We start from the raw sequence: 24,446 nt of genomic DNA, 5'->3' as shown, positions 1-24,446 counted from the left end.
CCTGGCCGGCAAACCAGGAGCACCGGGCTGGAGCCACCGAGTCCCTACCACCCACACAGCGAAACAGGGCAGCGCATGAACCTCACCGCCGATCACACACCGCGCCGGCGCGCTCTGGTCACGATGCTGGCGCTGCTGGTCGGCCTCGGCGGACTCGCGTTCACCCCGTTCGCATCTGCTGCCCCGGCCGAGGCCACGATGGTGCGGGTCTCGGATCTGCCGATGGGTGCGGAGTTCGGCTGCACCCTGGGCTTGGCCGGCACCGACGCCGACGGTCACTCGATCGTCACCACTGCACGGCACTGCACATCCGGACGTCCCGGCACACCGGCCTACCTCGATGAGCAGATGACCCCGTCAGGGCATCTGGTCGCCTCCTCACCGATGATGACGCTGGACTACGCCGCCCTGCGACTGCGTCGCGAAACCACGGTCACGCAGCCGGTGTCGGTGAGCGCACCGCCTGCGGTGGGTGCTCAGGTGTGTAAAGCCGGCCGGGTCACCGGCCTGTCGTGTGGACCGGTCATCGAGGTCACCGCCACCACCTTCACCGCCCTGATCCGGGTCGCCTGGGGCGATTCCGGTGCGCTGGCCACCAACACCGCCGGCGCCGCGGTCGGCACCGTCAGCCGCGGACGCAGCGGGTCGCTACCCGCCGACCCGATCGCCGCCGGTACCACTTTGGCTGCGTCGATGGTCGGGATCAGTCCACCGCTGCCCACGGTCTTCATCCGCGCTGATGCCATCGCCGCCGACATGGCCGCACGCATCGGATTCCACACACACTGATCATTTCTGGTGTGAATCCCTGGAGTGCAACGCTATTCATGTCGTGCCCATGACGTTGAGGGTGAGAGTGTTTGCGGCGCAGTGGGCAAGTCTCTACGGTGGGCAAGGTTTGACCGGCCTCTCTAGTGGCGATACCCGCCACACGGTCTGATCCCCTGTGCGGGGAGATTGCGAGAACTCTGATGAACAAAGCTGAACTGATCGCCGCTGTCGATGCCGGACTCGGTGACGAGGTCACCGCCCGGGAGGCCACCGTGCTGGTCGAGCAGGTCGTCGACACGATCGTGCGCACGGTCAACAAGGGCGAGTCGGTGACGATCGCCGGGTTCGGCGTCTTCGAGAAGAAACGCCGCGCAGCCCGGACCGGACGCAACCCGCGCACCGGCGAGCCGGTCAAGGTCAAAGCCCGCTCGGTCCCGGCATTCCGGCCGGGCACGCAGTTCAGGGCGATCATCGGTGGACAGCAGAAGCTGCCGCGTACCGGACTGGCGATCGTGCGGGGCGCCGCCGAACCCACCGCCGCCGCGAAGAAAACAACCAAGGCTGCGGCCGCGAAGAAGACCGCACCAGCGAAGAAGGCCACAGCGAAGACGGCGCCCGCGAAAAAGACGGCCGCCAAGCGGAACCGCTGACGCTGCGCCGACAAGGGGAGGACTGATGGGTGGCCATGACGTCGACGATGCCGGCGAACCGACCCCGTTGCTCGAGCTGGCGCAGGCACCGATTCACGTGCTCGCCTTGGCCGAACTCGGATCGTCGATGGCGCAGCAGATGAGCGCAACCCTGGCCGGCCACGCCGAGCTACTCGAGCAGACCGTCCCGCCGACCTTTCGCGACCTCGACGACGCCCACACCCACATCGACGCCGCCCTCCGCGCCCACCTGACTCACCTGGGCGCCGAGTCGGTGTGGCGCCGCCACGTCGAGGACTACACCGGCAGCACGGCCACGGAGCGACGCATATCGCTACACGGCAAACTCGCCCTACTCGTCCTCCTCGAACACCTCAGCAGGATCACCTAAGCGCGACCGAGTCGGGGGAATGGGCGAGAGCCTGACAGTTCTCTGACGCAGAGCTTCCCGGCGCGACGTGCAGACACTTTCGTGGTGCCAGGCCCTCGCCCACACCCCGAGGCTACTGTCCTGCGTCAAGTAGGTGGCAGGAGCTGCCGTCTGCGTTGATGGTGCGGCGTTTGTGATCTGGTTGGGGTGTGGACCCTTCGATTCGTTTGCACCAACTCTTGCCACTGGTGGAGCGTCAGCATGCGGTGATTGAGCACCTGCGGGCCCGTTATCCGAAGGTGACTACGGCGGGGCAGCTTGCCGACCTCGTGGGAGTCAGTACTCGCACGATTGAGCGGGATGTCGCGCGTTTGCGCGGGGCTGGTATTCCGCTCGAGGTGGTCACGGGGTTGCGAGGCGGGTACCGCCTGGCCGGTAACGACCGAGAGTGTGAGGTGTCGCTGTCTCCGGGCGAGGTTTCGGCGCTTGTCGCTGCTCTCGTATGTATTGGTCCATACAGTTCGGCCACGGCCCAGAGCGTGTTCGCCAAGCTTTCCGACGCCCTCACCGATAAACATCAAACACCGACGTAGCGGTGACGGTGTTTGGGAATAGGTTCAGGACCATGAACCAGATCAACCCGGAAATCGACGACTACCTCAACCGCTACGCCGAGACGCTGAGCGCCTTCGACTCGACCGCAGCAGCACAATTGTGGTCCACCCCCGGCACGATCATCGATGATCGATTCGCCGGCGTCGTTGACGACCGCGAAACCATGGCACACAGTCTTGAGCAGTCCTACCCGCTCTACCGCGCACTCGGTTTGGCGTCGGTCAGCCACGAATGCCTCGGCGTCGACCACCTCACCGAGAAGATCAGCCTGGTCAGAGTGCGCTGGATCTTCCACGACGCCAATGGCAGTCAACTCACCGACAGCAACGCCTACTACATCCTGCGCCGCGACAACGACGGCCTACACGCCTGCGTCTGCATCCAAATCGACGACGCCGAGAAGCTCAAGTCGCTGGCCGCGGAACGCGGCATAGATCTCGCCGAGTTCATCGCCGAGTAGCCGACCCCAACGACTCGCCAGCAGAATACGCAACCAGCCACAGCATGCTGCTGGGGGCTCAGGCGCGATACCTGAGGCCAGGTGTAGTCCCACCTAAACCCTGATGCGGCCTAATCGAGTTGTAGATGTGGCGGTAGCGGTGGACTTCCATGTCGAGGGCGTCGCCGTCGCCGATCAGTCCGCGGTAGAGGTGTTCATACTTGAGGGTGCCGAAGAATCGCTCGATCACCCCGTTGGTCTGGGGTGAGCGTACTCGCGTTCGTACATGGCGTAGCAGCGGGTCATCCCCGGCGAACGCTGCTTTGAAAACTTCGCCGCGAAAGCATGGGCCGTTGTCGGAGACCACGGCGATCGGTGCCGACGCCTGCCCGATCACGGTGTCGGTGTCGTCGACAACATCCATCACGCCACGATCAGTACGCAGGTCGTCGAGATCGAGGACCCGCTCGGCCTCGGCGACAGCCAGCTGGAGACAGGCCAACGCGTCGGCGCCGCGGGCGGTCGGTGTGACGGTGATGGCCAGGCAATACTTGGTGGCGTAGTCGATGACCGCGCAGATCCGCCAGATACCGCCGTTGATGGTTTCGAATTCGGAGAAGTCGGTCTGCCACACCCGATTGCGCACGGTAGGCGGATTGTGAAAGACCCGGCGGCGCAACTTGGCCCACGACTTGCGGTCCGCCCGGAACCCCAGCGGCAACAACAGTCCACGCCGGCGCAATGCTCGTTCGACAGTCGAGTCCGACACGTCGTGGCCATCAGCGCGCATCAGCGCGGCGATCTTGCGATGACCCCACGCCGGCCAGTCCTGGGCATACTTGGCGGCGATCGGCTCGCATCGATCTACCTGTCGGGCGGGCCACGGCCCCTTGACCGGCACCCCGTCACGCAGACGAGATAATCGTCGTCGGTAGGTGCGCTCAGGGATGTCTGCGAGTCGAGCGAACCTCGATACCGGCAGCCCCGCTGCCACTCTCAGGGCATCGAGGTCCGCGAAGGGACCCGATCAACATACTCGGCGCCGTGCTGCCAAATACGAAGCTGAACCGTCGCCTCGGCCAGAGCGAGTTTGAGTTCCTGATTCTCCCGCCGCAACCGTCGCTGCTCCGGTGAGCCTTGGGCACCGGGCGAGCCGCCGAGACGGTCTTCGAGCTCCTTTGTGCCGGCGGTGATGAACGCGTGTTTCCATTTGCCGACCGTGGTCTCGGACAACCCATGGCGGCGTGCCGCCTCCGCGGCCGACATCTCACCGGCCAACACCGACAACACGATGCGCACCTTCTCCGCTGCCGGCGTCTTCGACTGCCGTGTTCGAGCCATCTCGCCCATCAACTCCCTTCCAACTCGACGCCGAGATCCTGCACTCAGCGACCCTGCCAGAAAGTTTGACGCACTAGACTACCGTAAGGTCGCACGTGTGTTCGAACAGTGGTCTGACGCGAGGACGCTGCGGGTGTTCGATCCGCCCCGGGCGGTCACCGTCGATATGACCGTGATCGATCCGACGCTGGGGCGTGGTCGCCGGTTCGGCCGGTCCGGGGTGAGTCTGCACGTGCGCGCCAACGGCGCCCAGATCAACCCACAGCTCGCTGGGTGGCAGATGGCATGGCTCGGTATGGCCGATGGGCAATGGCGGGCCCTGGTCTACGTGCAGATCTCCAGCGCCAACGGGCAGTCCCGGCTGCCGGTCACCTTGTGGGTACCGCCGGATGCGCTCACCGTCGCCGCCACCGCCTCTGAGGACGGCGCGGTCCCGCCGGCGGCGAGCTGACCCCACGATTCCACCGGCGCCCGATAGGGTTACGGGTACTTCTCATCTATCAGGTCTGTGCGCAGTATCGCGTTCAGAACGGGCCCGGTTAGGGGGTGGTGATCGATTGATGACCTCCCCGGCCGGGTCTCCTGCATTCACGGCCTGGCGAGCCGCTGGCGCCCCGGAACCGACGCCGTCGGCGGCGGCCACTGCCGCGGCTGGGGTGTGGTGCGCGGCGTGCGGCAGCGACGAGCTGACGATGATCGCCGCGACACAGGTGGTCTCGCGCAAGTTCACCGACCTCGAGTCGTGGGTGTATGGCGGTGACTGGCTGTGCGCGGCGTGTGCCTGGACGTATGCGAGCGCCGAGTTGCGCCGCACCGTCTACGTCGTCGACCAGCAGCCACCGGCCCGCACCCTGCTTGAACGACCTGCGCTCGGCCAGCTGCTGGCCGTGAGGCCGTTGCCAGCCGATCGGGTGGTGGTGATCCCGGTGCGCGGGCGCCGCCATATCCTGCCGACGGCGCGGTGGGGGCATGTTTGCACCGATGACACCGCGCTGCGGTGGGATGATGCCGCGGTGGACCTTCTGCACGCGTTGCGCTGGCTACGCACCCTGCCCGGGATACGCGCAGTCATGCTCACCGACCCGGCCCCGCCGATCACGGTCTTGCGCGCCACCCCCACCGAGCGGTGGCCGATGATCTTGGAGCGCTGGGACGCCTTGCAGGCGTGGCGCACCCACCCAGGGGCGTGGTGGGACGCCGCGATCGCCCTGTCCACACCCACCACCGTCGGAACTCCTCGGTGACCGGCCAGATGCCGGCAGTGTCGCCGACGGAGCGGTGGCTGGCCGCGGTCCCGGAACTCCCAGCCTTGACGCAGCCGGCGGCGATCACCGCCGAACGCCTGCTGCTGTTGGTGCACTACAACCTGGACTGGGATTCCTGGATCGGTGAGCACCGCCGCCGCTACTGGGACGAACTGCTGCCGTCGCGGGTCCGCACCGCCACCTATCGCGCTGACACCTTGCCCGCCTGGTGGTCACTGCTCGCGCAGGCTCTGCCGATCGTGGTCACCGACAAGGCCCGGCGCCTCGAGGTGGCCCAACTGCTGGCTGAACCGTCCGCGCCTGTGCTGGCGATCCTGCGTGAGCAGCTACCGGCCCTCGTGCTGCGAGTGCGCATCATCGCCGAGACCGTCGCCGAACACCGCCGCACCACCGAGGCCGTCGACGCGGCGGGTGAGGGGAGCTGATGGGGCAGCAGGGTGCGCCGCTGATCTCGGCGGTGTTCGACGTCGACATCACTGCCCTGACGTCGATCGTGCATCGCGATGACACACGCAATACCTCCTCGATACAAAGCTTGTTCCGGCGGGAGAAAGTGCTGACCCCGGCCGGTGAGGTGGCGGTGGTGCCGATCATCTCCGGCAACGCCTGGCGCGGCATCCTGCGCCGCACCGGCGAAACCCTCCTCGCCGATGTCCTCGACTACGCCGGACAGCTGCCCCCGGCCGCGGCGCACCTGTTGCGCAACGGCGGCTTCCTGCGCAAATCCACTCGCGAGATGACCCCGGAGCAGGAACGCGAACTCAAGACATTGGTGCCGCTGATCGGACTGTTCGGCGGGGCGGCGAACGCGCGCATCATGTCCGGGAAACTGGTGGTGTCCAAGGTCGTTCCCATCACCGCCGACACCACACACCTACTGCCGACGCCACCGTCGGCTGATGGGCCGGTGCCGGCGTCGATCCACACCGTCCTCGGGCAGGAATCCACCTCCCACCTCAACGACCTGCAGACAGACGTCTCCACCGAGACTGACGGTCAGGCTGTGGTGGGGGAGGCGTTCAGTCCGATCCGCCTGGACACCGAAACCCTGATCGCCGGCACCCGACTAGCCGGCCAACTCCGCGTCACCCATGCAACACCCGTCGAATACGCACTCCTGCACGACATCCTCACCGTCTTCGCCGAGGCCGGTCACCTCGGCGGGCGCGTCGCCGCCGGCTACGGCCGCATCCACGCCCACATCACCACCACCCACACGCCGGACCCGACCACCGACTGGCGCACCGCGGTGGCCGGCAACCGCGAGGCGGCGCTCGCCGCGCTGGCAGAGCTGCGGTGAGCGTGGACATCACCGAAAGCCCGGCGGCGCTCGAGGTCGCGCAGCTGCGGTGGGAATGGACGTATGCCACCGACACGAGCACCCCGCCGTGGACAGCGGAGGAGAACTTTGTTGCCGCTGTCGCGGAGTGGATGACCGATGGGCGCCGCTCGGTGTGGGTGGCCCGCACCGCGATCAGACCGGTGGGGATGGTGTGTCTGACCGAGTACCAGCGGATGCCGCGACCCAGCACCCGGTATCCGGCCTGCTGGGGCTACCTCGGTCACCTGTTCGTCCACCCCGCTCATCGCGGCCACGGCATCGGTGCGGCGTTGGTGACGGCCGCGACCGCCGTCGCCGATGACCGTGGCTACAGCAAAGTGATGCTCTCGCCCACACCAGCATCGATCCCGCTCTACCTGCGCTGCGGATTCACCGGCGACACCGACACTATGATCCGCACGCCCACCACCAATTCGGCACCGACTGTCCGGTCCGGCGAGCCGGGCCGCGGGAATCCGCAGTGACACAGCCGGTCCGGATACCACTGCGGGTGCGCGCGGACCTGCCGCACGGCGTGTGTTTCGGCCAACCGTGGGGCATCAGCCTCGACGGGCTACTCGCCTCAGTCATCTGGCACCGCCGCAAAGCTGCTGCCGCAGCCCGCGGCGACGTGTTGACCTACGACCCGCTGGCCACACCCGAGGACCTGGACCTGCCGCTGGCGCGCTGCACGCTAGGGCAGCCGTGGCACTGGATGTGCACCTTCGCAAACACCACTCCCGCCACTTCACATCCCGATACGCGGACCCGGTCGAGCCGCACCGATCACGCCGACCTGCAACGTCTTTCCGCACTGGTTCCGTCAACGGTGTCGGATGCGCGCGGGCACTACCGCAAGCGCCTCATCCCCGCGGTCGCCACCGTCACCGCGACTGTGACGTGGCGGGCCGTCGGTGACCCCGATGCCATTCGTGAGTTGCTGGCAGAAGTGAGCGAGATCGGCAAATACCGCACCAGCGGCGAAGGCCGCGTCAACGCCTGGACCGTCGACGACGCCCCGGCCGACGACTGGTGGTCGGCCGGACATGAACACACGCCAGGAGTGCTGGGGCGCATAGCGCCGACTGCCTGCCTCGCCGACCACCCCGACCTCACCCATGGAGGACGCTCACGGGCAGCCGTTCGCGCTCCCTACACTCATCCTAGCCGACACGCACCCGACGCCTACCTACCTGGCGTCGCAGCGGCAGGCCTGGGACGACGATTCTGAGGGATGTGGAGAAACACCCGGGAACCTTTGCCGCGGACTAGGGTTGGGACTATGCCTCAGTTGCCGCCCGGTCAGTCCTTGCTTGTGCGTGTGTCTTTCACGGATGAGGATCAATGGCGTGCTGTTCTCGCGAGCATCACCGGTGATTCCTCGGACGGTCACTATCTGACAGTGGTTGATGATCGCTCCTGGGAGGGTGCGGAGCCTTCGGTCATCGGTGATGCGCTCCGTGCATCGGATCGTTCCTACGCTCTGATCGCTGACGATGAGTCGATGACGAGTGCAGATCATCGTCTTTTGGTGTTGTCGCTGTCGGTGGACTCCGATGACGTGGAGATGCTGCGTGTGGCGGCCTCGCAAGCCAGCCCGGTCAGTGACAACTTGGCGATCGCGAACCTGTCACTTAGTGATTTCGCCGCAGCTGTCGACGCCGACGGCGTCTACCGAGGGCAACCGGAGTACACGCCACCGGAAACGCTGACCAAGACCGAACTCCTGGCCCTTGCAGAACACAACACCTCCACCCACGGTTTGGCCCAGTTTCACCAGGAAGTTCTCGATCTTGATCCTGATCGCCTTTTCGCAGTGGACCGATGGGACCTGGCAGAGCTGCACGAGAAACAATTGCACAGGGAGTTCCGCTATTCGCGGGCAATCGGTTACGACGACTTCCTCGCGGTGACCGCCCGCGGTGGTCAGGCCGAGACCATGGTGGTCACTCTGGCACGTGGCTACTGGGAAGTGATTATTGACCGTGTCGCCGGGGAGTGTCTTGCTGCGATGAAGGTGGCTCCCCTCGGAAAGCAGTGACATGCAGTCGCCAGGAGAGTGGCGACGAGACAGTGGTGTGGTCCCGGCAGCGTAAGTGCTGCGCACCTTGCTCACTGAACTTCTCGGTGCCCTGGTTCTCACCCGCGTTGCGGATCACAGGCCAGGGGCATCGGTTACTTACGAGAGGCGTTGATGCGTGTTATAAGCGCCTCAAAATTGGTGAGCGTTCTTTCGCTCAAGGCATAAACCCGTTTTGGATCACGCAGCAGGACTTCGGCAGGTTTGTAGTGATCGAATTTGTCCCGAAGTTTCTGCAGACGGTAAACGATCCGATCACCAGGTGGTAGATCAGTTTCTCTGACGCGTCGATTGAAAGCCTTGTTGTAGAGTGAGAGATAATCCGCGACTGTGAACAGGTCCTCGATATCGGCATGCCGGGCATCGATGATTTCTCCAATGCGAATCAGCCTCTCGCTGCTGAGACGCCCGGCTTCCATGGCGGTCGAGAGGCGTTCAGCCCCCTCAGTTCCGGAGTCGACGACAACTGTCACCTCTAGTCCCCGTCCTACAAGTGCGACGAACGCTGGAATATTGGACGCGCTTCCCGCTGGCAGGATTCTCCAGTGTTGTTCTAGTGCCGTGCGGCCCTCGTCAGCGAGTCTGCGGCTCATCAGGTCGAGAAACACGAAGTCACTAGGGCCTTCGACAAGAAGGTTGCTATCACCGATGAACAGGTGTTGCGCGATGTCGTAGCCGAGCGCGGCTTGGAGTGGAAAGAGGCTGTCAGCGTCAACAGATAGCACCTCCTGGCTAACAACCGCTCCGTCCTTGGGCCCCTTGTCCTCCACAATGCGCACGCGCTCGATCCGCCCGGTCTCGACCATGAACGGCGAGTGGGTGGTGTAAATTACCTGACCGGCGGGAGCGAGACGCTCGTTGATGAATCGGAGGAAGTCCGCTTGAGCCCGTCCATGGAGCGTCAGACCTGGTTCGTCGAGCAGGATCACGAAGGTGTCAGTTCTTGCTTCGAACTCGGTGAAAGCGGCAAGGAACGAGAAGAACCAGCGGAACCCGCTCGAGCGCTGGGAGAAATTGTTCGTGAAATAGTGCCGCGTGTCCTCGACTCGTACATCCAGGACGTTTCCTGCAGTCTGCGGTTGACCCTGCGTGACATTGCTAGCCGCGCGATCAAGGTCAAATCGGACACGCAGGCTCGGATTCTGCTTCCAATACTCGAAGACTTGCGCAGTGAGGTCGTTACTGACGGCCTCCAGCTCCGCCCGTCGATCTTCATAGTCCTCGCTGGAGAGCGCCTCCGGTGTCGTGTCTGCAAGCGTGAGCAAGGCACGCGCGGTCTGATCCGAAGATGACGCGGTCTGTTCGGTGGCAGTTTGCGATAAAAGGTGTAGGTCGATACGTCCTTCCAGGACGCTGTATTCGCCGAAGTAGAAGAATTTCGGGACGCGATCGCCGAGGAAGTGGATGATTGCCTTGCTAACCGTGTCGGTCCCCACCAAAGCGGTGATCGCCTCAGAGACGGTCGCGATTGTTGCCGTGACCGCCGGATCGTCAGCCGATCGCTCAGCCAGTGCGGTCAAACGCGCCCGAAGATCCTCAAACGATCTGGCGTCCAACAACTCCGCATTCACTGGCGGGGCAGGATCTATGCGATCCAAGAGTGCTGCAACAGCCTTACTCTCGTTCGATGCTGTCGACCACCACGTTGTCGCATCGTCATAGAGACGGTAGATTGTTAACTCGCTCTTGGTCAGCACGCCTTCGCCAAAGTGGTCGGCGACCTGGGTCATCTCGTCTTTCGACAATGTAAAGACAGCCTCGATTGGCCGAGTATCCGCAATCAGTCCTGCTTTGCGGTCCTTAGTCAGAAGCCACCGTGGGTAGTCGTGCTGAGTGCTGAAAGTCGCGCCATCAACTGGCTTGAGACGGTGTAACGCCGATAGCACGGCAGTCTTACCGGCCTCGTTCATACCCACCAAGCAGGTCACCCCTGACTCGACGTTAATGATGCCGCTGTCAACAATGTTCCGATACTTTCGAACGCGGAACCTAGCGAGATGCATGGCGATCCTTAGATGGATGAGTGTGGGTTAGTCATGTAATTTAGGCGACATCGATGACGTTCTCCCGCATCGACACTCGGACCTCTGCGCAAGGGTGATATGACTGTAAGCGAGTGCGATGGGAGCCATCCTGCCTGAACCGGGGTGCTCATTGTGGCCTGTTGACCGACCGCGAGGACTTCGACCTAAGCTCATGGACGGACGTCCGTGGGCTCACCACGGTTTCCTCGAGCGCCGCCGCGTGTCTGACAGCGCATCCGAGCACCCGGTCTACACGTTGAGCGCGCGGGAGGATGTCACCATCTATCTGCCCATGCAGGCGATGCATCTGCTGAGTGAACTCGTGCGGCTGCGCGACCGCCGGGCGGGAGTGGAAATGCCGCCGCGACCCGATGGGGAACCTGACTACGAACGTGCCAACCCCACATGAGGTCTGCGCAACACGACCCACCGTGAAATTGAGAGGGTAGACTGGGAGCGCTGATGGGTGAGACACCAGGGTCTGAGCCCAGCACAACGGAAGGGACGCGCTCATGGTGGCGCCGATGATGATGACGAATCTTGATGCCGCTGGGGTGCGCTGTGCGCGTTTGGCGGCGGGTATGCGTGAGGGTGAACTCGAGCAGCTTGCCGGTGCGCCGGCGGGCAGTGTGGCCGGCTGGGAATCGGGCCGGGCGCCCATCCCGGAGAATGTCGCGAACCTGTTGGGCGACTTCACGGCCACGGCTGCGACGGAGACGGTCCGGTTGATCGAGCAGGCGGCCGCGACCGGGACGATCACCACGTTCGCCGGCGACGACGTCGTGGCCGCCCAGACCGACGGCCGTATCCGGCTGGAGAGCGTGCACCGGGTGTGTGCCGGGCGAGCGGCAATGGCCGTCCCCCAGGCGCAGGTGGTGCGCCGTGACGTCGACGGCACCGAACGACAGGCATGGTTGCTATGCGTGACCGCCGCCTGGGGTATCGGGTTGGGCCAGATGCAGCGCTGGTTCGATGTGCGCCGCCGCGGCCTGCAGTACTGGATGTTCGGTGAGCGTCCCGCCGCTGACCGGGTGCTGGCCGAGATCGCCGAGATCGCTGAGGCGGCCCGCGCGCACGTCGATGAACTCGCCGCCTTGATCGATCCTGATGATCCGGTGGTGTGGGTGTGTGGCACCGATGAGCAGATGGACTCGCGGTGGCCGGCGCGTGCCCAGCTGCCGTTGGCGACCCATCAGGTGTGTGCGGCACGCGCGGCCGCCGGTATTGACGGTGCGCGTCTGGTGTTTCTGCCACGCTGAACACGTGAGTTCCACGCGGACGGCTTACACCGGGCACGGGGTCATCGACCTCGAGGCCGGGCCGGTCGATGATGCCGCGATCAAGACCGCCGGGCTGGTCGCGGAGAAGTTCTACGACAGTCTCGAACAATCGCGTATTGATGCCGAGCTGGCTGACCGCATCCTCGAAGACGATGCCGACCGCAACCGCGCCGCCCGTGATCGTGACCGCGCGTTTCCCCGCGACACCTCCGAGGTCGAGGACGAACGCAAACGACGCCAGCTGCCCAATCGCGGCGAGTTTCGTGCCGATCTGTCGTCGCGGCAACGCAAAGACCGCTCAGCGGCCAAACGCCGGGCGCTCGAACGTGCGGCACGAACACAGGTCGCCGAGTTGCAGTGGGCGACCGGTGACCCGGATCGCTGGCGGCACATGAACGCTACGCTTCGCCAGGCCACCGGCAACGCCCAGCACCTCGATGCCCGTGATCGCCGATCGGTGCAACGCATCGACCGACTCATCCAATCCTATGAACGAGACAGCGGGCGTGGACATGTCGTCTATGCGGTCGTCGAGCTGCCCACCGACACCCCCGTCGACCGGCGCCGCGAGGTACCCGAAACCCTGCAACCGGGCGCCCGGATCTCGTTCGACCAGTACACGATGGCCACTCACACCCTGCACGAGGCCGCCGCGGTGGCCGCCCGACGGCGCGCGCAGGAATCGACCGCCTCGTCGGTGATCTTGGAGATCGAGACCTCCCGCGGCATGTATCTGGGCCGCTCGGACAGCGTCAACGACACCAGCCACCTGCTGCCGCGCGGGCTGGGCCTGCGGGTGGCCGGTATCGACGAGCACGCCGACTACGCCCGCCCGGGCGGGCACGACTCGACCCTGGTGGTGCAGCTGCGCGAGGAACCGCGCGATCCCGCCTATCAGCCGCCGGTCACCGGCCGGCGGGTGTTTCGTGACCGCAGAGCCGAAGCCGCCGCGCGTGCCGCGGCCCGAGACAGCAAGGAGCCCTAACCGATGTCTGCCACCCGACGCCCGAAAGACCTGCCACCCATCCCGCCGAAGAGGAAGAACCCCGGCGGTCGGGGTCGGTGGGTCGACCCGATCCGCGTGCACGACGACATCCGGTTCGGCATCACCACCTTCCGCTCGGTTGAGCCCGGTGACTCCTCAGCCACAGACGAGACGCCCGAAGCGCCGGCGAGCAGCACGCGGCGTCCGCGTGGGTGGTGATCGCCGCGGCCGATGACCCGATGAGTCCGGGCGAGGATGACCCCGGCCTGGACCTGCACAGGGTGCGTGCGGTCCGTGGCCGGCGCAGCGCCCCCGCCCATCTCCTCGAGCGCATCGCCGACTACCGCGACCGCCACCGCGGGATGTGGGTGGCCTGGTCCGGTGGCAAGGACAGCACCGTCGTGCTCGATCTGGCCCGCCGCGTCGACCCCGATGTGCCGGTGGTGTTCTACGACTGTGGGCTGGACTTTCCCGAAACCCGCACCTATATCGCCGAACTCACCCGGGCGTGGAACCTGAATCTGCATGTGGTGCCCACTGAACCCGACCTGCTCACTCTGCTGATCGCGGCCGGCGATTTCGATCCGGCCGCTCCCACTCGCCAGGTCCGCCTGGATGTGCGTCGCGCCATGATCACCGACCCGGCCGCCCGTGCGCATGCCCGGTTCGGCCCGGCGAACCTGTGGGGCGTACGAGCGCTGGAATCGTCCGGCCGGATGCACCTCTACCGGACCCGCCGGCGTGGCTGCGTCGTGATACGCGGCAACGGCGAGATCGATCGCGCCGACGGAACCACCAGCTTCGGACCGATCTGGAACTGGCGCACCGAGCAGGTGTGGGAATACCTCGCCGCACGGAAGATCCCCGCAAACCCGGTCTACGCCAAGCTCGATCGGCTCGGTGCCGATGTCCACGCCGCCCGGGTGGACGCCATGATCGACCCCGCCCGCCTGGACAACGGCCACATCACCCGCCTCGCCGCTGGCTGGCCGACCATCTTCGACCGCCTCACCGAGGTACTGCCCCGCTTGGGTGACTACCGGTGACCGACGCGCTGCTCACATAGCGTCCACGCGCGCAGCCTCCACGCACGGTGCGAGCCCGTGCGGCCGGGTGTCTGGCCGCACGGGCTCGTGCCCGGGTGTCGTCCCTTCTGTCCTAGAAGATCCAGCCGTAGGTGACCGGTTCGATGGGCAGGTCCTCGGCGTCGTTGAATTGGTAGGGGTGGCCGATGTTTTCGAGCACGGGGCTGCGCACCCGGAAGTGCCAGGTGTTCAGTCCGGGGGTGGCTAGGTCGAGATTGAAGTCCATCTCGGCGTATTGGCGCACGGGGTTACCGAGTTCGGAGTGCATCTCTCCGTAGTCGGCGGCGTAGTGTTTGTCGCCGGGCTCGTTGTACACGGTCTGCTGGTCATAGGACACGTTCTGGTTGTTGACCCATTCCCGGATCTGGTGGGAGAAGAACGCCCGCCGGTTGTAGGTCTCGTTGAGGGTGAGTTCGATGAACGCGGTGTCGACCCGCACTTCGTCGCCGAAGCTGTCGACCTTCCACTTCACCATCATCTTGGCGGTGTCGAAGTAGAGGCCGGGGAAGGGGCCGCGTGTGATGTCGACTTCGCCTTCGAAGACGGCTTCGGTGCCGCTGGCACCGATGCTCCAGCACATCGAGTCGTCGCCGTAGCAGTAGGTGGTGACTGCCTCGGCGCGGCCGGCGCTGGCGGTGAGCGACAGCGCCAAACACAGTGCCGCAGTCAGCCCCCACAGGGTCCGTGAGGCGGATTTGGTGGCGATCATGACGACGGCGCTACTGGATGCGGAAGGTGTCCACCGCGGTGACACCGTCGGCGGCGTAGACGGTGATCGTGCGCGGTGCCGGGTCGGCTGCGGCCGCGGCTTGTTCGGGTGTGGCGGGGATGTCGGCGAGCAGGTCGTTCTTCTTGACGAACCCGGTCTTGCCGTTGACGCCGATCGCTTCGATCAGATCCGGCAGGTCTTCCTCGCGTTTGATGTTCTCGGCCGAACCCTTCGACTCGCCTTGCTCATTGGTGCTTCGAGCTGACGAGGTCGCCGGGTAGATCAGGGGATCAGACGGGAAGGTCAGGAACTCGGAGTAGTCACTGCCGTTCCAGTAGCGCACGAATCCGTGGCTGTTGTAGTAGCCGTCGCCGCAGTCGCCGGCAGTGGCGTTGCTCAGCTGCGAGGCAGGTGATGAGTTGAAGTTGTAGGCGGTGATCTGGCACAGCGCACCAGATTTGAACAGTCGTGCGCGTACCCCCATCTGGCCGCTGGGCACGGCGTTGCCGAACGGGGTGTACATCCGTGTCGATGCCGACAACGGCGAGTTGTTGATTGTGGAGGTGGTCAGGAAGGTCTGCCCACTGGCATTGGGCGGGGTGGCGCCGATCCACCCGGTGCTGGTGGCCGCCGACGCAGACCCCAGACTCAACGGGGCGATCGCCGCCGCTGCCACGATCCCCAACAGGCCCTTGGTAAGTGCGCGCATGATGCATTACTCCAATCCCATGAATTACTACCTATCTGGTATTCGGAGCGTAAAGAAACAATCACCAATTCGCGGTTCGATTGACATTGTTTTAAATATTGCAAAACAGCATGCAACAATGATTCTTTGAAAGAATGTCAGCATGTTAGAAAGTCAACATGTTAGAAATCTGACGTGGCAGACCGATGCCGGGTACATGCGTCCGCGACGGGGGGATTGAAGGTGAGAGCCAGAGGCGCGCGGTCAGCGCGGCCGAACGTCGTCTAGGAGGTGGCGCCGAGCTGGTGAGGAGGCTCGTGGGCGGCCAGCCGTGCTCGCAGCCATAGGCGCAGAGCCTGATCGGTGATCTCTTGCACGGTGAGGTCGTCCAGCGCTGAGCGCACCTTCACCTCGTGAATCAACTCTCGGGGCAGCCTCGTGGAGAAAGTACGTAGTTGCGCGTCTTTCATCGTGGCTCTCCTAGCCTGTACCCCGATTTACCTATATCGGGCATGAGGGCTACGAGATTACGACCCGAGGGCAGACGTGTGTGCCGATTCGCAGAATCGGACACACGTAGACGGATACTTGAAAATGTAAGCAGTGCAACACATGTTGGAACTCATCGACAACATCGACCGGAGGCACAACGCGGCCCGCTCCGTCAGGTGCCGGCGCCGCCGGGGCCAGGGTCGCCAAGTTGCCCGCGCAGCTTGCCGGCGAACTCGGGAATGAAGTAGCGCAGCGCCATGGCCTCGACGGCGTCAGCGCCGATCTCACTGATCTCGAGCAGCGCGCACAATGCTGTGCGCGCCTGCTGAGGGTCTGGGGCCCCGAGTAACACATCGAGTACCTCATGGGGACGATCCAGCGCGGCGACCGTCGCGGCCACGGTCTCGCGGTGACGCCGTTGGCGATCGGCGTGGCCGGCGTCGGAGCGATCGGTCCGAGGAGCAGGCGCCACCTCGCCGTCCCACACGAAACGATTGGCCGGCACCGTGTCATGTTCGACCAGCTCAGACACCGACAGAGCCAGTGTGGCGCTGCGCAAACCGACGAGCACGCCGGTGGCGTCGTCGATATCGACGGCCGTCTCTTCGCGGCTGTCACCGAAGCCGAGCAGCGTCGACCACGACCGCCGGCCGCCGGCATCGACTGGCGTGGGCTCACGCCGGATCTGCAGGGTGCGCATCACACGGTTGAGCAGCGTGTCCGGGCCGAACAGCTCGAGCGGACTGACCGCAGCCCGCCCCACGCGCACACGCCCCTGGCTGCGCTGCATCCGCCCGTCGACCCGGACGACCGGAGCTTCGCCGGCCGCGCTGACATACACGGCGTCGCCATCGCTGTCGATTCGCCACTGATCGGCGGGACCATGCCAAAAACGGTAGTGCTCGACATGACCGTCAACGCTGACCGTCAACTGGCCCGACAAATACAGCATCTGCGCCGCATAATTTCGGCCGACCAATTCAATCCACGAGGGATTCACCATACCCGCGACGATATACCAACAATCGAATAGCCGAGATCGATCATTGATGACAGATTAACCACGTCACCCGGCCGCGATGTGTCCGCCTCGACTGCGCCTCAGGGGTAGGCCCAGGGCGCCCGGCAGCGTGCCAGTGTGATCTGTCCGGCGCCGAAGTCGTCGCGGGTGACCGCAACGCCGGTCACGTGGTGGGCCAAAGCCATTGCTGCGCCGATGAACTCTGCACGACCGGCGCGGCGGACCGCCGCGTGCGGACCGTCGTCGCCGGCCAGGTCGTCGATCGGGTACTGGTTGTAGATGACGGCGGTGGGCTGCCCGTGGTCGAACCACTGCACGCGTGGCGAGGTCCGCGACGGCGAAAGATAGATGCTGACGATCGAGTCGGCGGCGAGTTCACGTAAGAACGAGCCAGATGCACACAGCCCGAGCGCATCCACCAGCAGCCCGCCCCCACCCGCCAGATCGATGCCGGCCACCGGGATCACGTCGATGGTTCCGTCGATGCTGGTGCCGACCGTGCGGCGGATCTCGGCGCCGATGTCGTCGACCGGATACCGGCGATACCCGTCGACGTAGAGCTGCGACCCGGTCAGGGCATGGTCGCCGATCGGCTGCCCGGCGACGGCCACGCTGTAGGACAGTGGCATCCACTGGGGCCACTGCTCGTTGAGCCACCCAAACTGCTCACCGCCAGCCATCACCGCAGTGTAGGACGATACCGCCGGACATGAGTGGTTAGGTGCTGGCGCGCATGGCGTCGCGGCGCAGGGCGGCGGCCAGGTCGGTGTTGTCGGTGAGGTCGGCGGCGGTGGTGAGCATGCGGGCGATGCGCACCGGTAGTGCCGGCGGGATCGGCACGATCGGGGTGGTGGTGTCGGCTTGGATGATGCCGCAGATCGATAGGGTGGCCAGCGTTTCGTGCAGGCGGCGGGTGCGGTCCTCGCTGCTGAGAGCGGCGACGTGTGTGTTGGTGGGATCGGTGTAGAGCTGGGCGGTTTCGGCGAGACCGGCGATCAGCCGGCCCAGGGTGTCGACACGCATGCTGGCGGTGCGGGCAGCGGTGGTCAGGTCGGTGCCGGGGGCTTCCTCAGCGAGGCTGTCGGTCAAGGCGGCGGCCATGTCGGTGAGGACGTCGTCGGTGAGGTAGCGCTGCGCGGAGGCGATGGTGATGCGCATACGTTCGGCGGTCAGCTCGACTCGCTGGGTGATCACCTCGGCGGCGTGGTCCTCGGTCATCGTCATCCCGCGCTCGTTGAGCAGGTCGACGAAGTAGCTGGCACGCTCAGCCAGCCACGCCCTACCCGGTCGAGTGGTAGCAGCCATCAACAGATCACCTCGAGTCACATTCGCACGCAGAACCTTGTCCGGGTGAGGTTAACCCGACCGTCCGGTCGTCGGGGCCGGAATGTCACGCACACTGCAGTCACTCGGACGAGACCGATCCGTCGTGCTCGCACAAGACATACCGGGCCGACCCCGGTATCAGGTCGGCCCTCCGTATTGCGTTGTGCGGGTGCTGGTTTGTTGTCGGTGGGTGTGGTTAGGGTGTGGGTTAGTTCCGGTGAGACATCAGCGTCTGGGCCGGGTGATCCCGAAGGGGTGTGTGGCGATGGATATTGCCGATGTGGTGGCGGAGATGGAGAGTGCGACGGCGGATGTGTTCGCCGCGATCGGGTGGGCCGAAGAGGAGATCGCAGCGGCGCAACGCCGGTGGCCTGCTCGCGCGGATGCGCTGTTTCATTCGTTCTCACTGATCCGCCCACCGGATGAGCTGCAGACGCGGTTGAGTGTGGAGTCGGTGTATCGGGCCTACGCCCGTGAACTGTTGGATCGGGTCGGGCAGGAGCAGGACACCCGGCCGGGCACGGCGGTGGAAGTGGTGCTGGGGATCAGCGGGGCCAGTCTGCGGGCGCCGTTGAATCATGAGGGGTTCGGGCTGTATGCGCGGATGTGGCAGGCGGCCGGGTTGCCGTTCATCGACGGAATCTCCGACAGGTCGGGACATTACGAAGCACTGAGCGCGGATGCGCTCGATGATGCCGAGGAGTACGCACGGCGGGTATGCCGACGACCCGACCGGGTCCTGACCGTCGACAGGTGCAGCGGGCAGCATCACGGCGAGCCGGTCGACTGCGCTTACGCGGATAGCACCCAGGTTGTCGGCGACGAGGGTGAGGCGGTCGCATGAACACCAGCAGCACACAGCAACCCTTGCCGGTGTTCGCGGTGGAGGTGACCGAGACGGTGACGACCCGCTATCGGGTGCGCGCGGCTGATGTGGAGCGGGCGCAGGAGGTCGCCACCGACCACAACATCGAGGACGGCTCCGAACGCGGTGAGGTCATCACCTGCGAACGCGATGTCGAAGCCTACATAGCGCCCTCAGATGGTCCTGTGGCGCGGCTGGAGGTGATCGACGACCCACAGGCACCCCCACAGGTGAGCGTCGGCGATATCGCCGATCAGATCCCAGCGTGGGCCGCCCAGATGGCGTGCGCTGCCATGATGGCCACGTTGGGCGGTCAGGCCGAGTGGAGCAGCGAGACCGTCGAGTGGGTCGCGGCGCACCTGGTCGCGATCGCCCCCGCCTCGGTGCCGACCTTCACCGAGTCGGCGGGCGACAGCGGGGCGGTGGAGTTCTGGCAGAACATCGACACCACCACCCCGGACCCGGCCGACGGCGGACAGGACGCCGCGTGGCAGGAGCTGCGCGTCGCCCTCACCAGGGCGCGCACGATCGCCAGCAGAATCGCGGAGGCTTCCGACGCGTGTGATATCGGGCGGATACGAGACCTGGAAGAGGCTGAGGTCGACTACCTCAAAGCTGTGCGTGACGCGGCTGAGGAGGTGCGTCGTGGCTGCTGAGATCCCGAAATACGAACGCCGCGACGGACGCACCGCCGGGGCACATTACATCGAAGAGGCGGTGTCGGTGTACCTGATGCGCCACCCCGACCGCGATGCATGGGTGATTGATCCGCTCACCGTCGACGGGTGCGCGTTGGACTCCACCCACGACGAGTATCCGTCCAACGCCGAATGCCACTGCCAACACACGTTTCCCGCACCCGGCTGCGACGCGGCCCGCGACCGGATGACCGGCGTCAGTCTGCCCAGCGGACACGAGCTGCTGGAGCTGCTCGCCGACACCCTCGGCTACCAACTCATCACACCAGCGGCCGGAGGTGATGGGCGGTGAAGTGGAGCGAGCAAGGCCAGCGCGCCCGCACCGCACTGGAATCGCAGTTGAACCTGCGCAGTCTGGTGGCCCGTCACACCGAGTTCGCCGCGTTGCGCACTCTGCACGAGGTGATGACGGTGAACGAGTGGACGGCGCTGCAGGTCGACATCGAAGACCACTCGGTGATCGACACCCTCACCCTCGCCGACGGCCAGCGTTGGCATCTCGGTGCCGACAACGAGCTGGAGTCGATCAACGACGAACTGTTCGAGATCGTCGGCACCTGCCCACGCTCACTGTTCACCTACCGCGACGGCGAGCACTGGGCCACCATCGACGACATCCACGCCGCGATCACCGGCACGCTGCGCGCCCAACTGCCACCCACCTGGAACAGGCTGAGCTAGACCGGCCCAAAGAGCCGCACTCGAACAAGGCGATACCGGACCGACCCCGGTATGAGGTTGGACCGATGTATTGCGTTGTGCGGGTGCTGGATTGTTGTCGGTGGGTGTGGCTAGAGTGTGGGTTAGTTCCGATGAGACATCAGGGTCTCGCCGGATTTTCTGAGAGGAACAGTGCGATGACTGTTGCGCAGTGGGATGGACGTTCGTTGGCCGCGGATCTGGCCTATGTGAAGCGGGTGACCGGACTGTCGGCGCGCCGGGGTGTGGCGGCGTGGCTGCGGGTGGTCACCGTCGCGGCTGCTGGTGGTGTGGGCTCGGTGCGCCACGAAAACTTCGATGCCGGGGTGGTGGTGCGCACGCAGGTCGACGGCGGCCTGGAGCCGACCACGGTGGACATGCCGGAACTGGCTGCTGCGGTCAAGGCAGCCGGACGCGGTCCGCTCACCCTCGAGCGTGACGGCGATCGCCTCACCGTTGCCGGTGACGACGGGCAGGTGTCGGTGGCGGTGTTCGACGCGCTCGACGAGGTGCCGGTGATGCCGGCCGTGGACGGGCCCGCAGTGCTGGTGGCTGATGCGCCGGTGTTCGCCGCGGCAGTCGCGGCGGTAGCCCCGGCGGCCGGTGACGATCAGACGCTGCCGATGCTCACCGGTATCTACCTCGACGCCGACGAGACCGGCACGGTGGCGTTGGCCGCCACTGACCGGTTCCGGCTGGCGACCACCGAGCTGGCCACGATGGCGCCGGTGGAGCTGGCGGCACCGGTCCTGGTCCCGGCCAAGGTGCTCGCCGCTGCAGCGGCGCGGGTGGCCAAGCGGGAGGGTCTGGTCAGCGTGCACGTCGACGATGGCGCTCTGGTGCGGATCTGCGGGCCGGGAAGCGATGTCGTGGTGCGGGTGATCGATGCCCAGTTCCCGCGCTGGCGTCGACTGCTGCCGGATGCGGGCGCCGACCGGATGCGCGCCCGGGTCGCGGCGCCGGATCTCGCGCGGCGACTCAAGAAACTCACCGACCAGTACTCGGTGCGCCTGCTCGTCGGCGCCGACAGCGCCCGGGTGGAGGCCGGCGATCTCGACGCGGTCGTCGCCGGGCGCCCGGCGACCACGTTCACCGTCCCGGCGGCCGCTGTCGACGAGCGCGCCACCGGTGTCGTCGCCGGATACAACCCGGGCTATCTCGCCTCGCTGCTCGCAGCCGCGCCCGGTGAGGTCGAGGTCACCTGGTCACCGACGCGACCGGCATCGACGCCGATGACCATCGAATACGGCGCGGTGCGCAACCTGCTCATGCCGGTCCGACTGCCAGGCGCCGAACCCGAGACCGCAGCCGCCTGACCCCGGGTGCCGGCGCCCGCTCGACCACGGGGCGCCGGCACAAGGCCCCGGGCACACAAGGCCCCGGGCTGAGACGGGCAGTACCGGGCCGACCCTGGTATCAGGTCGGCCCGGTGTATTGCGTTGTGCGGGTGCTGGATTGTTGTCGGTGGGTGTGGTTAGTGTGTGGGTTAGTTCCGGTGAGACATAAGGGTCTGGGCCGGACACCTAAACCGAAAGGGCGGTCATGGCTACTGCTGATGTGTCAGGTGTACGGGTGGATGTGGAGGGCGCAGTCTCGCAGGTGACCGCGTCCGGTGGCGACACCTTGCGGATGTTGCAGACCGCCGTTGGCGGTTTCGTGGATGTGGTGCGCCTTCCCGAGGGCATCGACATGTGGGTCAGCGACGAAGGCGCGTACTGCCAGCCGGTGAACGCGTGGGCGTCGCTGCTCAATGATCTGTTGGGTGGTCAGCCGGTGATCTGGGGTCCGGTGGTGTTCGCTTCCTCGACCGAGGAGGGCGACACGGTGTCGCTGTCGGTGGCGCAGACCGCACAGCTGGCGGCATGGTTCGCCGAGAAGGTCGAGGCTCCCGACGTCGCGGAGGCCATCGCCGGTATCGGCGGCGTCCCGGCTCCGGCGACGGTGCGCTGATGCCGCTCACACGGGGCGGGCCGTGTTCGTGCTGGACGGTCGGGGCGGCGCTGCATTCGGGGCACTGTTGTTTCACCGGCCCATCCGAGGCCTACGAGGGTGACGCGGTGCTGGGCCCGTGCGGGCACTGGCACCCCACCCTGACGCTCACCGACATCACCGGGCACCACACCCCCACAAACCACCCGATGAGACATAAGGGTCTCGCCGGGAGCATGGAAAGGAAAAGTGCATGACCACAATGGAATCGAGGAACGGACAGGCCGTCGCGGGTGTGGAGGCACACCAGGTGTGGCCCTCGATCGGTGAGGGCGTATTGAACCTGTCTGATCCGGTGAGCGGGGCGGGTGCGTGGGTGTCGGTCGAGGACATGCGCCGCGCCGAGACCGAGGCGGCGACGTTGCGGGAGGCGTTGCGACGCGCGGAACTCGACCGTGACACCGCGCGTGAGGAGATCACGTCGCTGATGGAGCAGGACCGGGAGCGTAACGCTGCCGCGCGGGAGTGGGCTGACGACAACGACCTGTGCGACCGGTTTGAGCGGTTCTGCGAGGCCTATGGCTGGCAGGGTCGCACCGACGACATGACCGTCACGGTGCGGGTCAGCGTCGATGTGGATCTCATCGTGCCCGGTGTGCACCGTGGCGATCAGGACACCTACTCACTGACCGAGCAGATCGACGACACCGATGTGCGGGAGAAGCTGGAGGCGGGCGCGTACGCGCTGAACTCCTACGACGTCACCGACTACGAACGCGCCTAGAACGGGCCCTGTACGCCCCGTGGCGGGTCAATCCCCACCACGGGGCGTACCCCGGCTCTCAGATGCCCACACAGCCCGCTACAGACGGGGGAGAGGACCACTCGAAATGACCAGCGATGTGCAGGACTCCACGCCCTACCGGTGCACACCACGATTCGCCGCTGCCGACCGTCTCGACGAGACGGTCGGGTTCGGCGACCTCGAGGCGGTGTTCGCCGACGTACCCGCCACCCTGACCGGACATCACAACGAGCACCCCGACAACCTGATCCGCGCCGGATTCGCCCTGGCCGCGCTGACGGCGTACGCACAGCACACCAGGGCCTATGACCAGTCAAGTACCGGCACAGCGTTATCGGACCTGTGCGGCGATCTGGGACACCTGTGCGATGTGCTCGGACTCGATTGGGACCAGCTCGCCGAGGCGGGCCGCTACCACTACGACCACGAAATCCGGCACCTCGACTAGGCGTGAGAAGGGCGGCGACGCGGGCCGAGGGGGCACTCCGGGGGTAGGGGACATGCACCCCGTGGCCCGCGTCGCCGGGTGGGGTCGGTCCGTGCAACCGAACACGAACCATCCACCACGGTAGCAAACCGACAATGTGCGATAGCGCACAGGTGATTGGTTGATCATGCTAGTAACGGACGGCACAGACGACCGTAAGGTATCGAATACTGTTGCAGCACAGTAGAATTAAAACACGTTGTGCGGTAGCATGTTTCACATGAGCACAGTAAGAGCGCCGAAGGCGGGATCGACACCCCACACACCACACCGGGGACGGCCGCAGGCCGGCACCCACCCCACCCCGTCACACCACACCACACCCATGATAGACTGAACGACATGAAACACAGTGCAACACAAGCACTCACGCACCAATCGACCGAAGGTCGATGCGACGACGGCAACGTCACAGCACCCATCACGTCGGCGCTTGCGCCGACCCCCGACGGGCGCCGAAGGCGACCGGCTCCGCCCGACGGCGACGAAGTCGCCGGAGCA

Annotated in this window: 31 protein-coding genes and 1 pseudogene; 24 read left to right on the top strand and 8 right to left on the bottom strand. The window is 65.6% G+C overall.

What is annotated here, in order from left to right:
- The first annotated feature begins 75 nt into the window (after window positions 1–75).
- From EEB19_RS22265 to EEB19_RS22245, 5 genes and pseudogenes are all read left to right on the top strand, one after another.
- Window positions 76–789: a serine protease gene (locus EEB19_RS22265; protein WP_187589498.1), complete on the top strand. Its 714-nt coding sequence runs from the start codon at window positions 76–78 to the stop codon at window positions 787–789.
- A gap of 182 nt (window positions 790–971) precedes the next feature.
- Window positions 972–1,412: pseudogene (locus tag EEB19_RS22260) on the top strand (HU family DNA-binding protein); the annotation flags it as partial.
- A gap of 34 nt (window positions 1,413–1,446) precedes the next feature.
- On the top strand, window positions 1,447–1,812 hold the full coding sequence (locus EEB19_RS22255; RefSeq protein ID WP_187589496.1) for a hypothetical protein: 366 nt from the start codon (window positions 1,447–1,449) through the stop codon (window positions 1,810–1,812).
- 188 nt (window positions 1,813–2,000) lie between these two features.
- Window positions 2,001–2,384, top strand: coding sequence for a YafY family protein (locus EEB19_RS27220; protein ID WP_187589495.1), 384 nt, complete (start codon window positions 2,001–2,003; stop codon window positions 2,382–2,384).
- Between the two features lie 32 nt (window positions 2,385–2,416).
- Window positions 2,417–2,866 (top strand): hypothetical protein, encoded by a 450-nt coding sequence (locus EEB19_RS22245; RefSeq protein WP_187589494.1) that lies wholly within the window; start codon window positions 2,417–2,419, stop codon window positions 2,864–2,866.
- Window positions 2,867–2,924: 58 nt separating this feature from the next.
- Here EEB19_RS22245 and EEB19_RS22240 read toward each other — a convergent pair whose 3' ends face one another.
- Both EEB19_RS22240 and EEB19_RS22235 read right to left on the bottom strand, forming a co-directional pair.
- Window positions 2,925–3,746 (bottom strand): integrase core domain-containing protein, encoded by an 822-nt coding sequence (locus EEB19_RS22240; RefSeq protein ID WP_222929968.1) that lies wholly within the window; start codon window positions 3,744–3,746, stop codon window positions 2,925–2,927.
- A 95-nt stretch (window positions 3,747–3,841) separates the two neighbouring features.
- Entirely contained in the window at window positions 3,842–4,195 is a 354-nt protein-coding gene (locus EEB19_RS22235) for a helix-turn-helix domain-containing protein (protein ID WP_262365853.1), read from the bottom strand.
- A gap of 124 nt (window positions 4,196–4,319) precedes the next feature.
- Here EEB19_RS22235 and EEB19_RS22230 point away from each other — a divergent pair, with 124 nt between their 5' ends.
- The 7 genes from EEB19_RS22230 to EEB19_RS22200 all read left to right on the top strand — a co-directional run bounded on the left by EEB19_RS22230 (window position 4,320) and on the right by EEB19_RS22200 (window position 8,813).
- Window positions 4,320–4,637 carry a hypothetical protein gene (locus EEB19_RS22230; RefSeq protein ID WP_262365852.1) on the top strand — a complete coding sequence of 106 codons (318 nt, stop codon included), beginning with the start codon at window positions 4,320–4,322 and terminating at the stop codon, window positions 4,635–4,637.
- A gap of 109 nt (window positions 4,638–4,746) precedes the next feature.
- Complete coding sequence (locus EEB19_RS22225; protein WP_262365851.1) at window positions 4,747–5,430, top strand: hypothetical protein; 684 nt, start codon at window positions 4,747–4,749, stop codon at window positions 5,428–5,430.
- 8 nt (window positions 5,431–5,438) lie between these two features.
- A complete protein-coding gene (locus EEB19_RS22220) occupies window positions 5,439–5,876 on the top strand; it encodes a hypothetical protein (RefSeq protein WP_187589527.1) in 438 nt (145 codons plus the stop codon).
- Window positions 5,876–6,751 carry a hypothetical protein gene (locus EEB19_RS22215; RefSeq protein WP_187589492.1) on the top strand — a complete coding sequence of 292 codons (876 nt, stop codon included), beginning with the start codon at window positions 5,876–5,878 and terminating at the stop codon, window positions 6,749–6,751. The genes EEB19_RS22220 and EEB19_RS22215 overlap by 1 nt, the downstream gene beginning before the upstream one ends.
- Window positions 6,752–6,753: 2 nt before the next feature.
- Window positions 6,754–7,257: a GNAT family N-acetyltransferase gene (locus EEB19_RS22210; protein WP_187589491.1), complete on the top strand. Its 504-nt coding sequence runs from the start codon at window positions 6,754–6,756 to the stop codon at window positions 7,255–7,257.
- Window positions 7,254–8,003: a hypothetical protein gene (locus tag EEB19_RS22205; RefSeq protein ID WP_262365850.1), complete on the top strand. Its 750-nt coding sequence runs from the start codon at window positions 7,254–7,256 to the stop codon at window positions 8,001–8,003. Before EEB19_RS22210 ends, EEB19_RS22205 begins: the two co-directional genes overlap by 4 nt.
- Before the next feature lie 51 nt (window positions 8,004–8,054).
- The gene (locus EEB19_RS22200) at window positions 8,055–8,813 is read left to right on the top strand and encodes a hypothetical protein (protein WP_187589490.1); all 759 of its coding nucleotides are present in this window, start codon (window positions 8,055–8,057) and stop codon (window positions 8,811–8,813) included.
- A 134-nt stretch (window positions 8,814–8,947) separates the two neighbouring features.
- Here the strand turns inward: EEB19_RS22200 and EEB19_RS22195 are convergent, their stop codons facing one another.
- Window positions 8,948–10,855 carry an AAA family ATPase gene (locus EEB19_RS22195; protein ID WP_187589489.1) on the bottom strand — a complete coding sequence of 636 codons (1,908 nt, stop codon included), beginning with the start codon at window positions 10,853–10,855 and terminating at the stop codon, window positions 8,948–8,950.
- Window positions 10,856–11,096: 241 nt separating this feature from the next.
- Here EEB19_RS22195 and EEB19_RS22190 point away from each other — a divergent pair, with 241 nt between their 5' ends.
- The 4 genes from EEB19_RS22190 to EEB19_RS22175 all read left to right on the top strand — a co-directional run bounded on the left by EEB19_RS22190 (window position 11,097) and on the right by EEB19_RS22175 (window position 14,187).
- Window positions 11,097–11,285: a hypothetical protein gene (locus EEB19_RS22190; RefSeq protein ID WP_187589488.1), complete on the top strand. Its 189-nt coding sequence runs from the start codon at window positions 11,097–11,099 to the stop codon at window positions 11,283–11,285.
- Window positions 11,286–11,400: 115 nt separating this feature from the next.
- Window positions 11,401–12,135, top strand: a complete 735-nt coding sequence (locus EEB19_RS22185; RefSeq protein WP_187589487.1) for a hypothetical protein — start codon at window positions 11,401–11,403, stop codon at window positions 12,133–12,135.
- A gap of 4 nt (window positions 12,136–12,139) precedes the next feature.
- Complete coding sequence (locus EEB19_RS22180) at window positions 12,140–13,141, top strand: hypothetical protein (protein ID WP_187589486.1); 1,002 nt, start codon at window positions 12,140–12,142, stop codon at window positions 13,139–13,141.
- 239 nt (window positions 13,142–13,380) lie between these two features.
- The gene (locus tag EEB19_RS22175) at window positions 13,381–14,187 is read left to right on the top strand and encodes a phosphoadenosine phosphosulfate reductase family protein (RefSeq protein WP_187589485.1); all 807 of its coding nucleotides are present in this window, start codon (window positions 13,381–13,383) and stop codon (window positions 14,185–14,187) included.
- Between the two features lie 112 nt (window positions 14,188–14,299).
- On the opposite strand, the gene EEB19_RS22170 is transcribed toward EEB19_RS22175, so the two are convergent.
- From EEB19_RS22170 to EEB19_RS22150, 5 genes are all read right to left on the bottom strand, one after another.
- A complete protein-coding gene (locus tag EEB19_RS22170; RefSeq protein ID WP_187589484.1) occupies window positions 14,300–14,935 on the bottom strand; it encodes a hypothetical protein in 636 nt (211 codons plus the stop codon).
- A 10-nt stretch (window positions 14,936–14,945) separates the two neighbouring features.
- Window positions 14,946–15,644: a hypothetical protein gene (locus tag EEB19_RS22165; RefSeq protein WP_187589483.1), complete on the bottom strand. Its 699-nt coding sequence runs from the start codon at window positions 15,642–15,644 to the stop codon at window positions 14,946–14,948.
- Window positions 15,645–16,287: 643 nt separating this feature from the next.
- On the bottom strand, window positions 16,288–17,118 hold the full coding sequence (locus EEB19_RS22160; protein ID WP_187589482.1) for a hypothetical protein: 831 nt from the start codon (window positions 17,116–17,118) through the stop codon (window positions 16,288–16,290).
- Window positions 17,119–17,216: 98 nt separating this feature from the next.
- The gene (locus EEB19_RS22155) at window positions 17,217–17,816 is read right to left on the bottom strand and encodes a hypothetical protein (protein WP_187589481.1); all 600 of its coding nucleotides are present in this window, start codon (window positions 17,814–17,816) and stop codon (window positions 17,217–17,219) included.
- Window positions 17,817–17,853: 37 nt separating this feature from the next.
- Window positions 17,854–18,441, bottom strand: a complete 588-nt coding sequence (locus EEB19_RS22150; RefSeq protein WP_187589480.1) for a hypothetical protein — start codon at window positions 18,439–18,441, stop codon at window positions 17,854–17,856.
- A gap of 286 nt (window positions 18,442–18,727) precedes the next feature.
- Here EEB19_RS22150 and EEB19_RS22145 point away from each other — a divergent pair, with 286 nt between their 5' ends.
- From EEB19_RS22145 to EEB19_RS22110, 8 genes are all read left to right on the top strand, one after another.
- Window positions 18,728–19,306, top strand: coding sequence for a hypothetical protein (locus tag EEB19_RS22145; protein WP_187589479.1), 579 nt, complete (start codon window positions 18,728–18,730; stop codon window positions 19,304–19,306).
- Window positions 19,303–19,983, top strand: coding sequence for a hypothetical protein (locus EEB19_RS22140; RefSeq protein ID WP_187589478.1), 681 nt, complete (start codon window positions 19,303–19,305; stop codon window positions 19,981–19,983). Before EEB19_RS22145 ends, EEB19_RS22140 begins: the two co-directional genes overlap by 4 nt.
- Window positions 19,973–20,317 (top strand): hypothetical protein, encoded by a 345-nt coding sequence (locus EEB19_RS22135; RefSeq protein WP_187589477.1) that lies wholly within the window; start codon window positions 19,973–19,975, stop codon window positions 20,315–20,317. The genes EEB19_RS22140 and EEB19_RS22135 overlap by 11 nt, the downstream gene beginning before the upstream one ends.
- Entirely contained in the window at window positions 20,314–20,706 is a 393-nt protein-coding gene (locus EEB19_RS22130) for a hypothetical protein (RefSeq protein ID WP_187589476.1), read from the top strand. Before EEB19_RS22135 ends, EEB19_RS22130 begins: the two co-directional genes overlap by 4 nt.
- A 176-nt stretch (window positions 20,707–20,882) precedes the next feature.
- On the top strand, window positions 20,883–22,040 hold the full coding sequence (locus EEB19_RS22125; protein WP_187589475.1) for a hypothetical protein: 1,158 nt from the start codon (window positions 20,883–20,885) through the stop codon (window positions 22,038–22,040).
- Between the two features lie 256 nt (window positions 22,041–22,296).
- Entirely contained in the window at window positions 22,297–22,674 is a 378-nt protein-coding gene (locus tag EEB19_RS22120) for a DUF3846 domain-containing protein (RefSeq protein WP_187589474.1), read from the top strand.
- 232 nt (window positions 22,675–22,906) lie between these two features.
- Window positions 22,907–23,437: a hypothetical protein gene (locus EEB19_RS22115; RefSeq protein WP_187589473.1), complete on the top strand. Its 531-nt coding sequence runs from the start codon at window positions 22,907–22,909 to the stop codon at window positions 23,435–23,437.
- A gap of 106 nt (window positions 23,438–23,543) precedes the next feature.
- Entirely contained in the window at window positions 23,544–23,906 is a 363-nt protein-coding gene (locus tag EEB19_RS22110) for a hypothetical protein (protein WP_187589472.1), read from the top strand.
- Window positions 23,907–24,446 lie beyond the last annotated feature (540 nt).

Source organism: Gordonia sp. OPL2, from assembly GCF_003797825.1.
Classification (GTDB): domain Bacteria; phylum Actinomycetota; class Actinomycetes; order Mycobacteriales; family Mycobacteriaceae; genus Gordonia.
Note: the sequence above shows the minus strand (reverse complement) of the source record. Positions and strands in the feature narration are given on the sequence as shown.

What these genes read in the sequence shown, in the direction of transcription:
- EEB19_RS22200 (WP_187589490.1), top strand. Translation starts at nt 8,055, where the DNA reads ATGCCTCAGTTGCCGCCCGGTCAGTCCTTGCTTGTGCGTGTGTCTTTC.
- EEB19_RS22110 (WP_187589472.1), top strand. Translation starts at nt 23,544, where the DNA reads ATGACCAGCGATGTGCAGGACTCCACGCCCTACCGGTGCACACCACGA.
- EEB19_RS22255 (WP_187589496.1), top strand. Translation starts at nt 1,447, where the DNA reads ATGGGTGGCCATGACGTCGACGATGCCGGCGAACCGACCCCGTTGCTC.
- EEB19_RS22140 (WP_187589478.1), top strand. Translation starts at nt 19,303, where the DNA reads ATGAACACCAGCAGCACACAGCAACCCTTGCCGGTGTTCGCGGTGGAG.
- EEB19_RS22265 (WP_187589498.1), top strand. Translation starts at nt 76, where the DNA reads ATGAACCTCACCGCCGATCACACACCGCGCCGGCGCGCTCTGGTCACG.
- EEB19_RS22170 (WP_187589484.1), bottom strand. Translation starts at nt 14,935, where the DNA reads ATGATCGCCACCAAATCCGCCTCACGGACCCTGTGGGGGCTGACTGCG.
- EEB19_RS22115 (WP_187589473.1), top strand. Translation starts at nt 22,907, where the DNA reads ATGACCACAATGGAATCGAGGAACGGACAGGCCGTCGCGGGTGTGGAG.
- EEB19_RS22175 (WP_187589485.1), top strand. Translation starts at nt 13,381, where the DNA reads ATGAGTCCGGGCGAGGATGACCCCGGCCTGGACCTGCACAGGGTGCGT.
- EEB19_RS22195 (WP_187589489.1), bottom strand. Translation starts at nt 10,855, where the DNA reads ATGCATCTCGCTAGGTTCCGCGTTCGAAAGTATCGGAACATTGTTGAC.
- EEB19_RS22220 (WP_187589527.1), top strand. Translation starts at nt 5,439, where the DNA reads ATGCCGGCAGTGTCGCCGACGGAGCGGTGGCTGGCCGCGGTCCCGGAA.
- EEB19_RS22215 (WP_187589492.1), top strand. Translation starts at nt 5,876, where the DNA reads ATGGGGCAGCAGGGTGCGCCGCTGATCTCGGCGGTGTTCGACGTCGAC.
- EEB19_RS22245 (WP_187589494.1), top strand. Translation starts at nt 2,417, where the DNA reads ATGAACCAGATCAACCCGGAAATCGACGACTACCTCAACCGCTACGCC.
- EEB19_RS22160 (WP_187589482.1), bottom strand. Translation starts at nt 17,118, where the DNA reads ATGGTGAATCCCTCGTGGATTGAATTGGTCGGCCGAAATTATGCGGCG.
- EEB19_RS22165 (WP_187589483.1), bottom strand. Translation starts at nt 15,644, where the DNA reads ATGCGCGCACTTACCAAGGGCCTGTTGGGGATCGTGGCAGCGGCGGCG.
- EEB19_RS22185 (WP_187589487.1), top strand. Translation starts at nt 11,401, where the DNA reads ATGATGATGACGAATCTTGATGCCGCTGGGGTGCGCTGTGCGCGTTTG.
- EEB19_RS22225 (WP_262365851.1), top strand. Translation starts at nt 4,747, where the DNA reads ATGACCTCCCCGGCCGGGTCTCCTGCATTCACGGCCTGGCGAGCCGCT.
- EEB19_RS22145 (WP_187589479.1), top strand. Translation starts at nt 18,728, where the DNA reads ATGGATATTGCCGATGTGGTGGCGGAGATGGAGAGTGCGACGGCGGAT.
- EEB19_RS22155 (WP_187589481.1), bottom strand. Translation starts at nt 17,816, where the DNA reads ATGGCTGGCGGTGAGCAGTTTGGGTGGCTCAACGAGCAGTGGCCCCAG.
- EEB19_RS22150 (WP_187589480.1), bottom strand. Translation starts at nt 18,441, where the DNA reads ATGGCTGCTACCACTCGACCGGGTAGGGCGTGGCTGGCTGAGCGTGCC.
- EEB19_RS22125 (WP_187589475.1), top strand. Translation starts at nt 20,883, where the DNA reads ATGACTGTTGCGCAGTGGGATGGACGTTCGTTGGCCGCGGATCTGGCC.
- EEB19_RS22235 (WP_262365853.1), bottom strand. Translation starts at nt 4,195, where the DNA reads ATGGGCGAGATGGCTCGAACACGGCAGTCGAAGACGCCGGCAGCGGAG.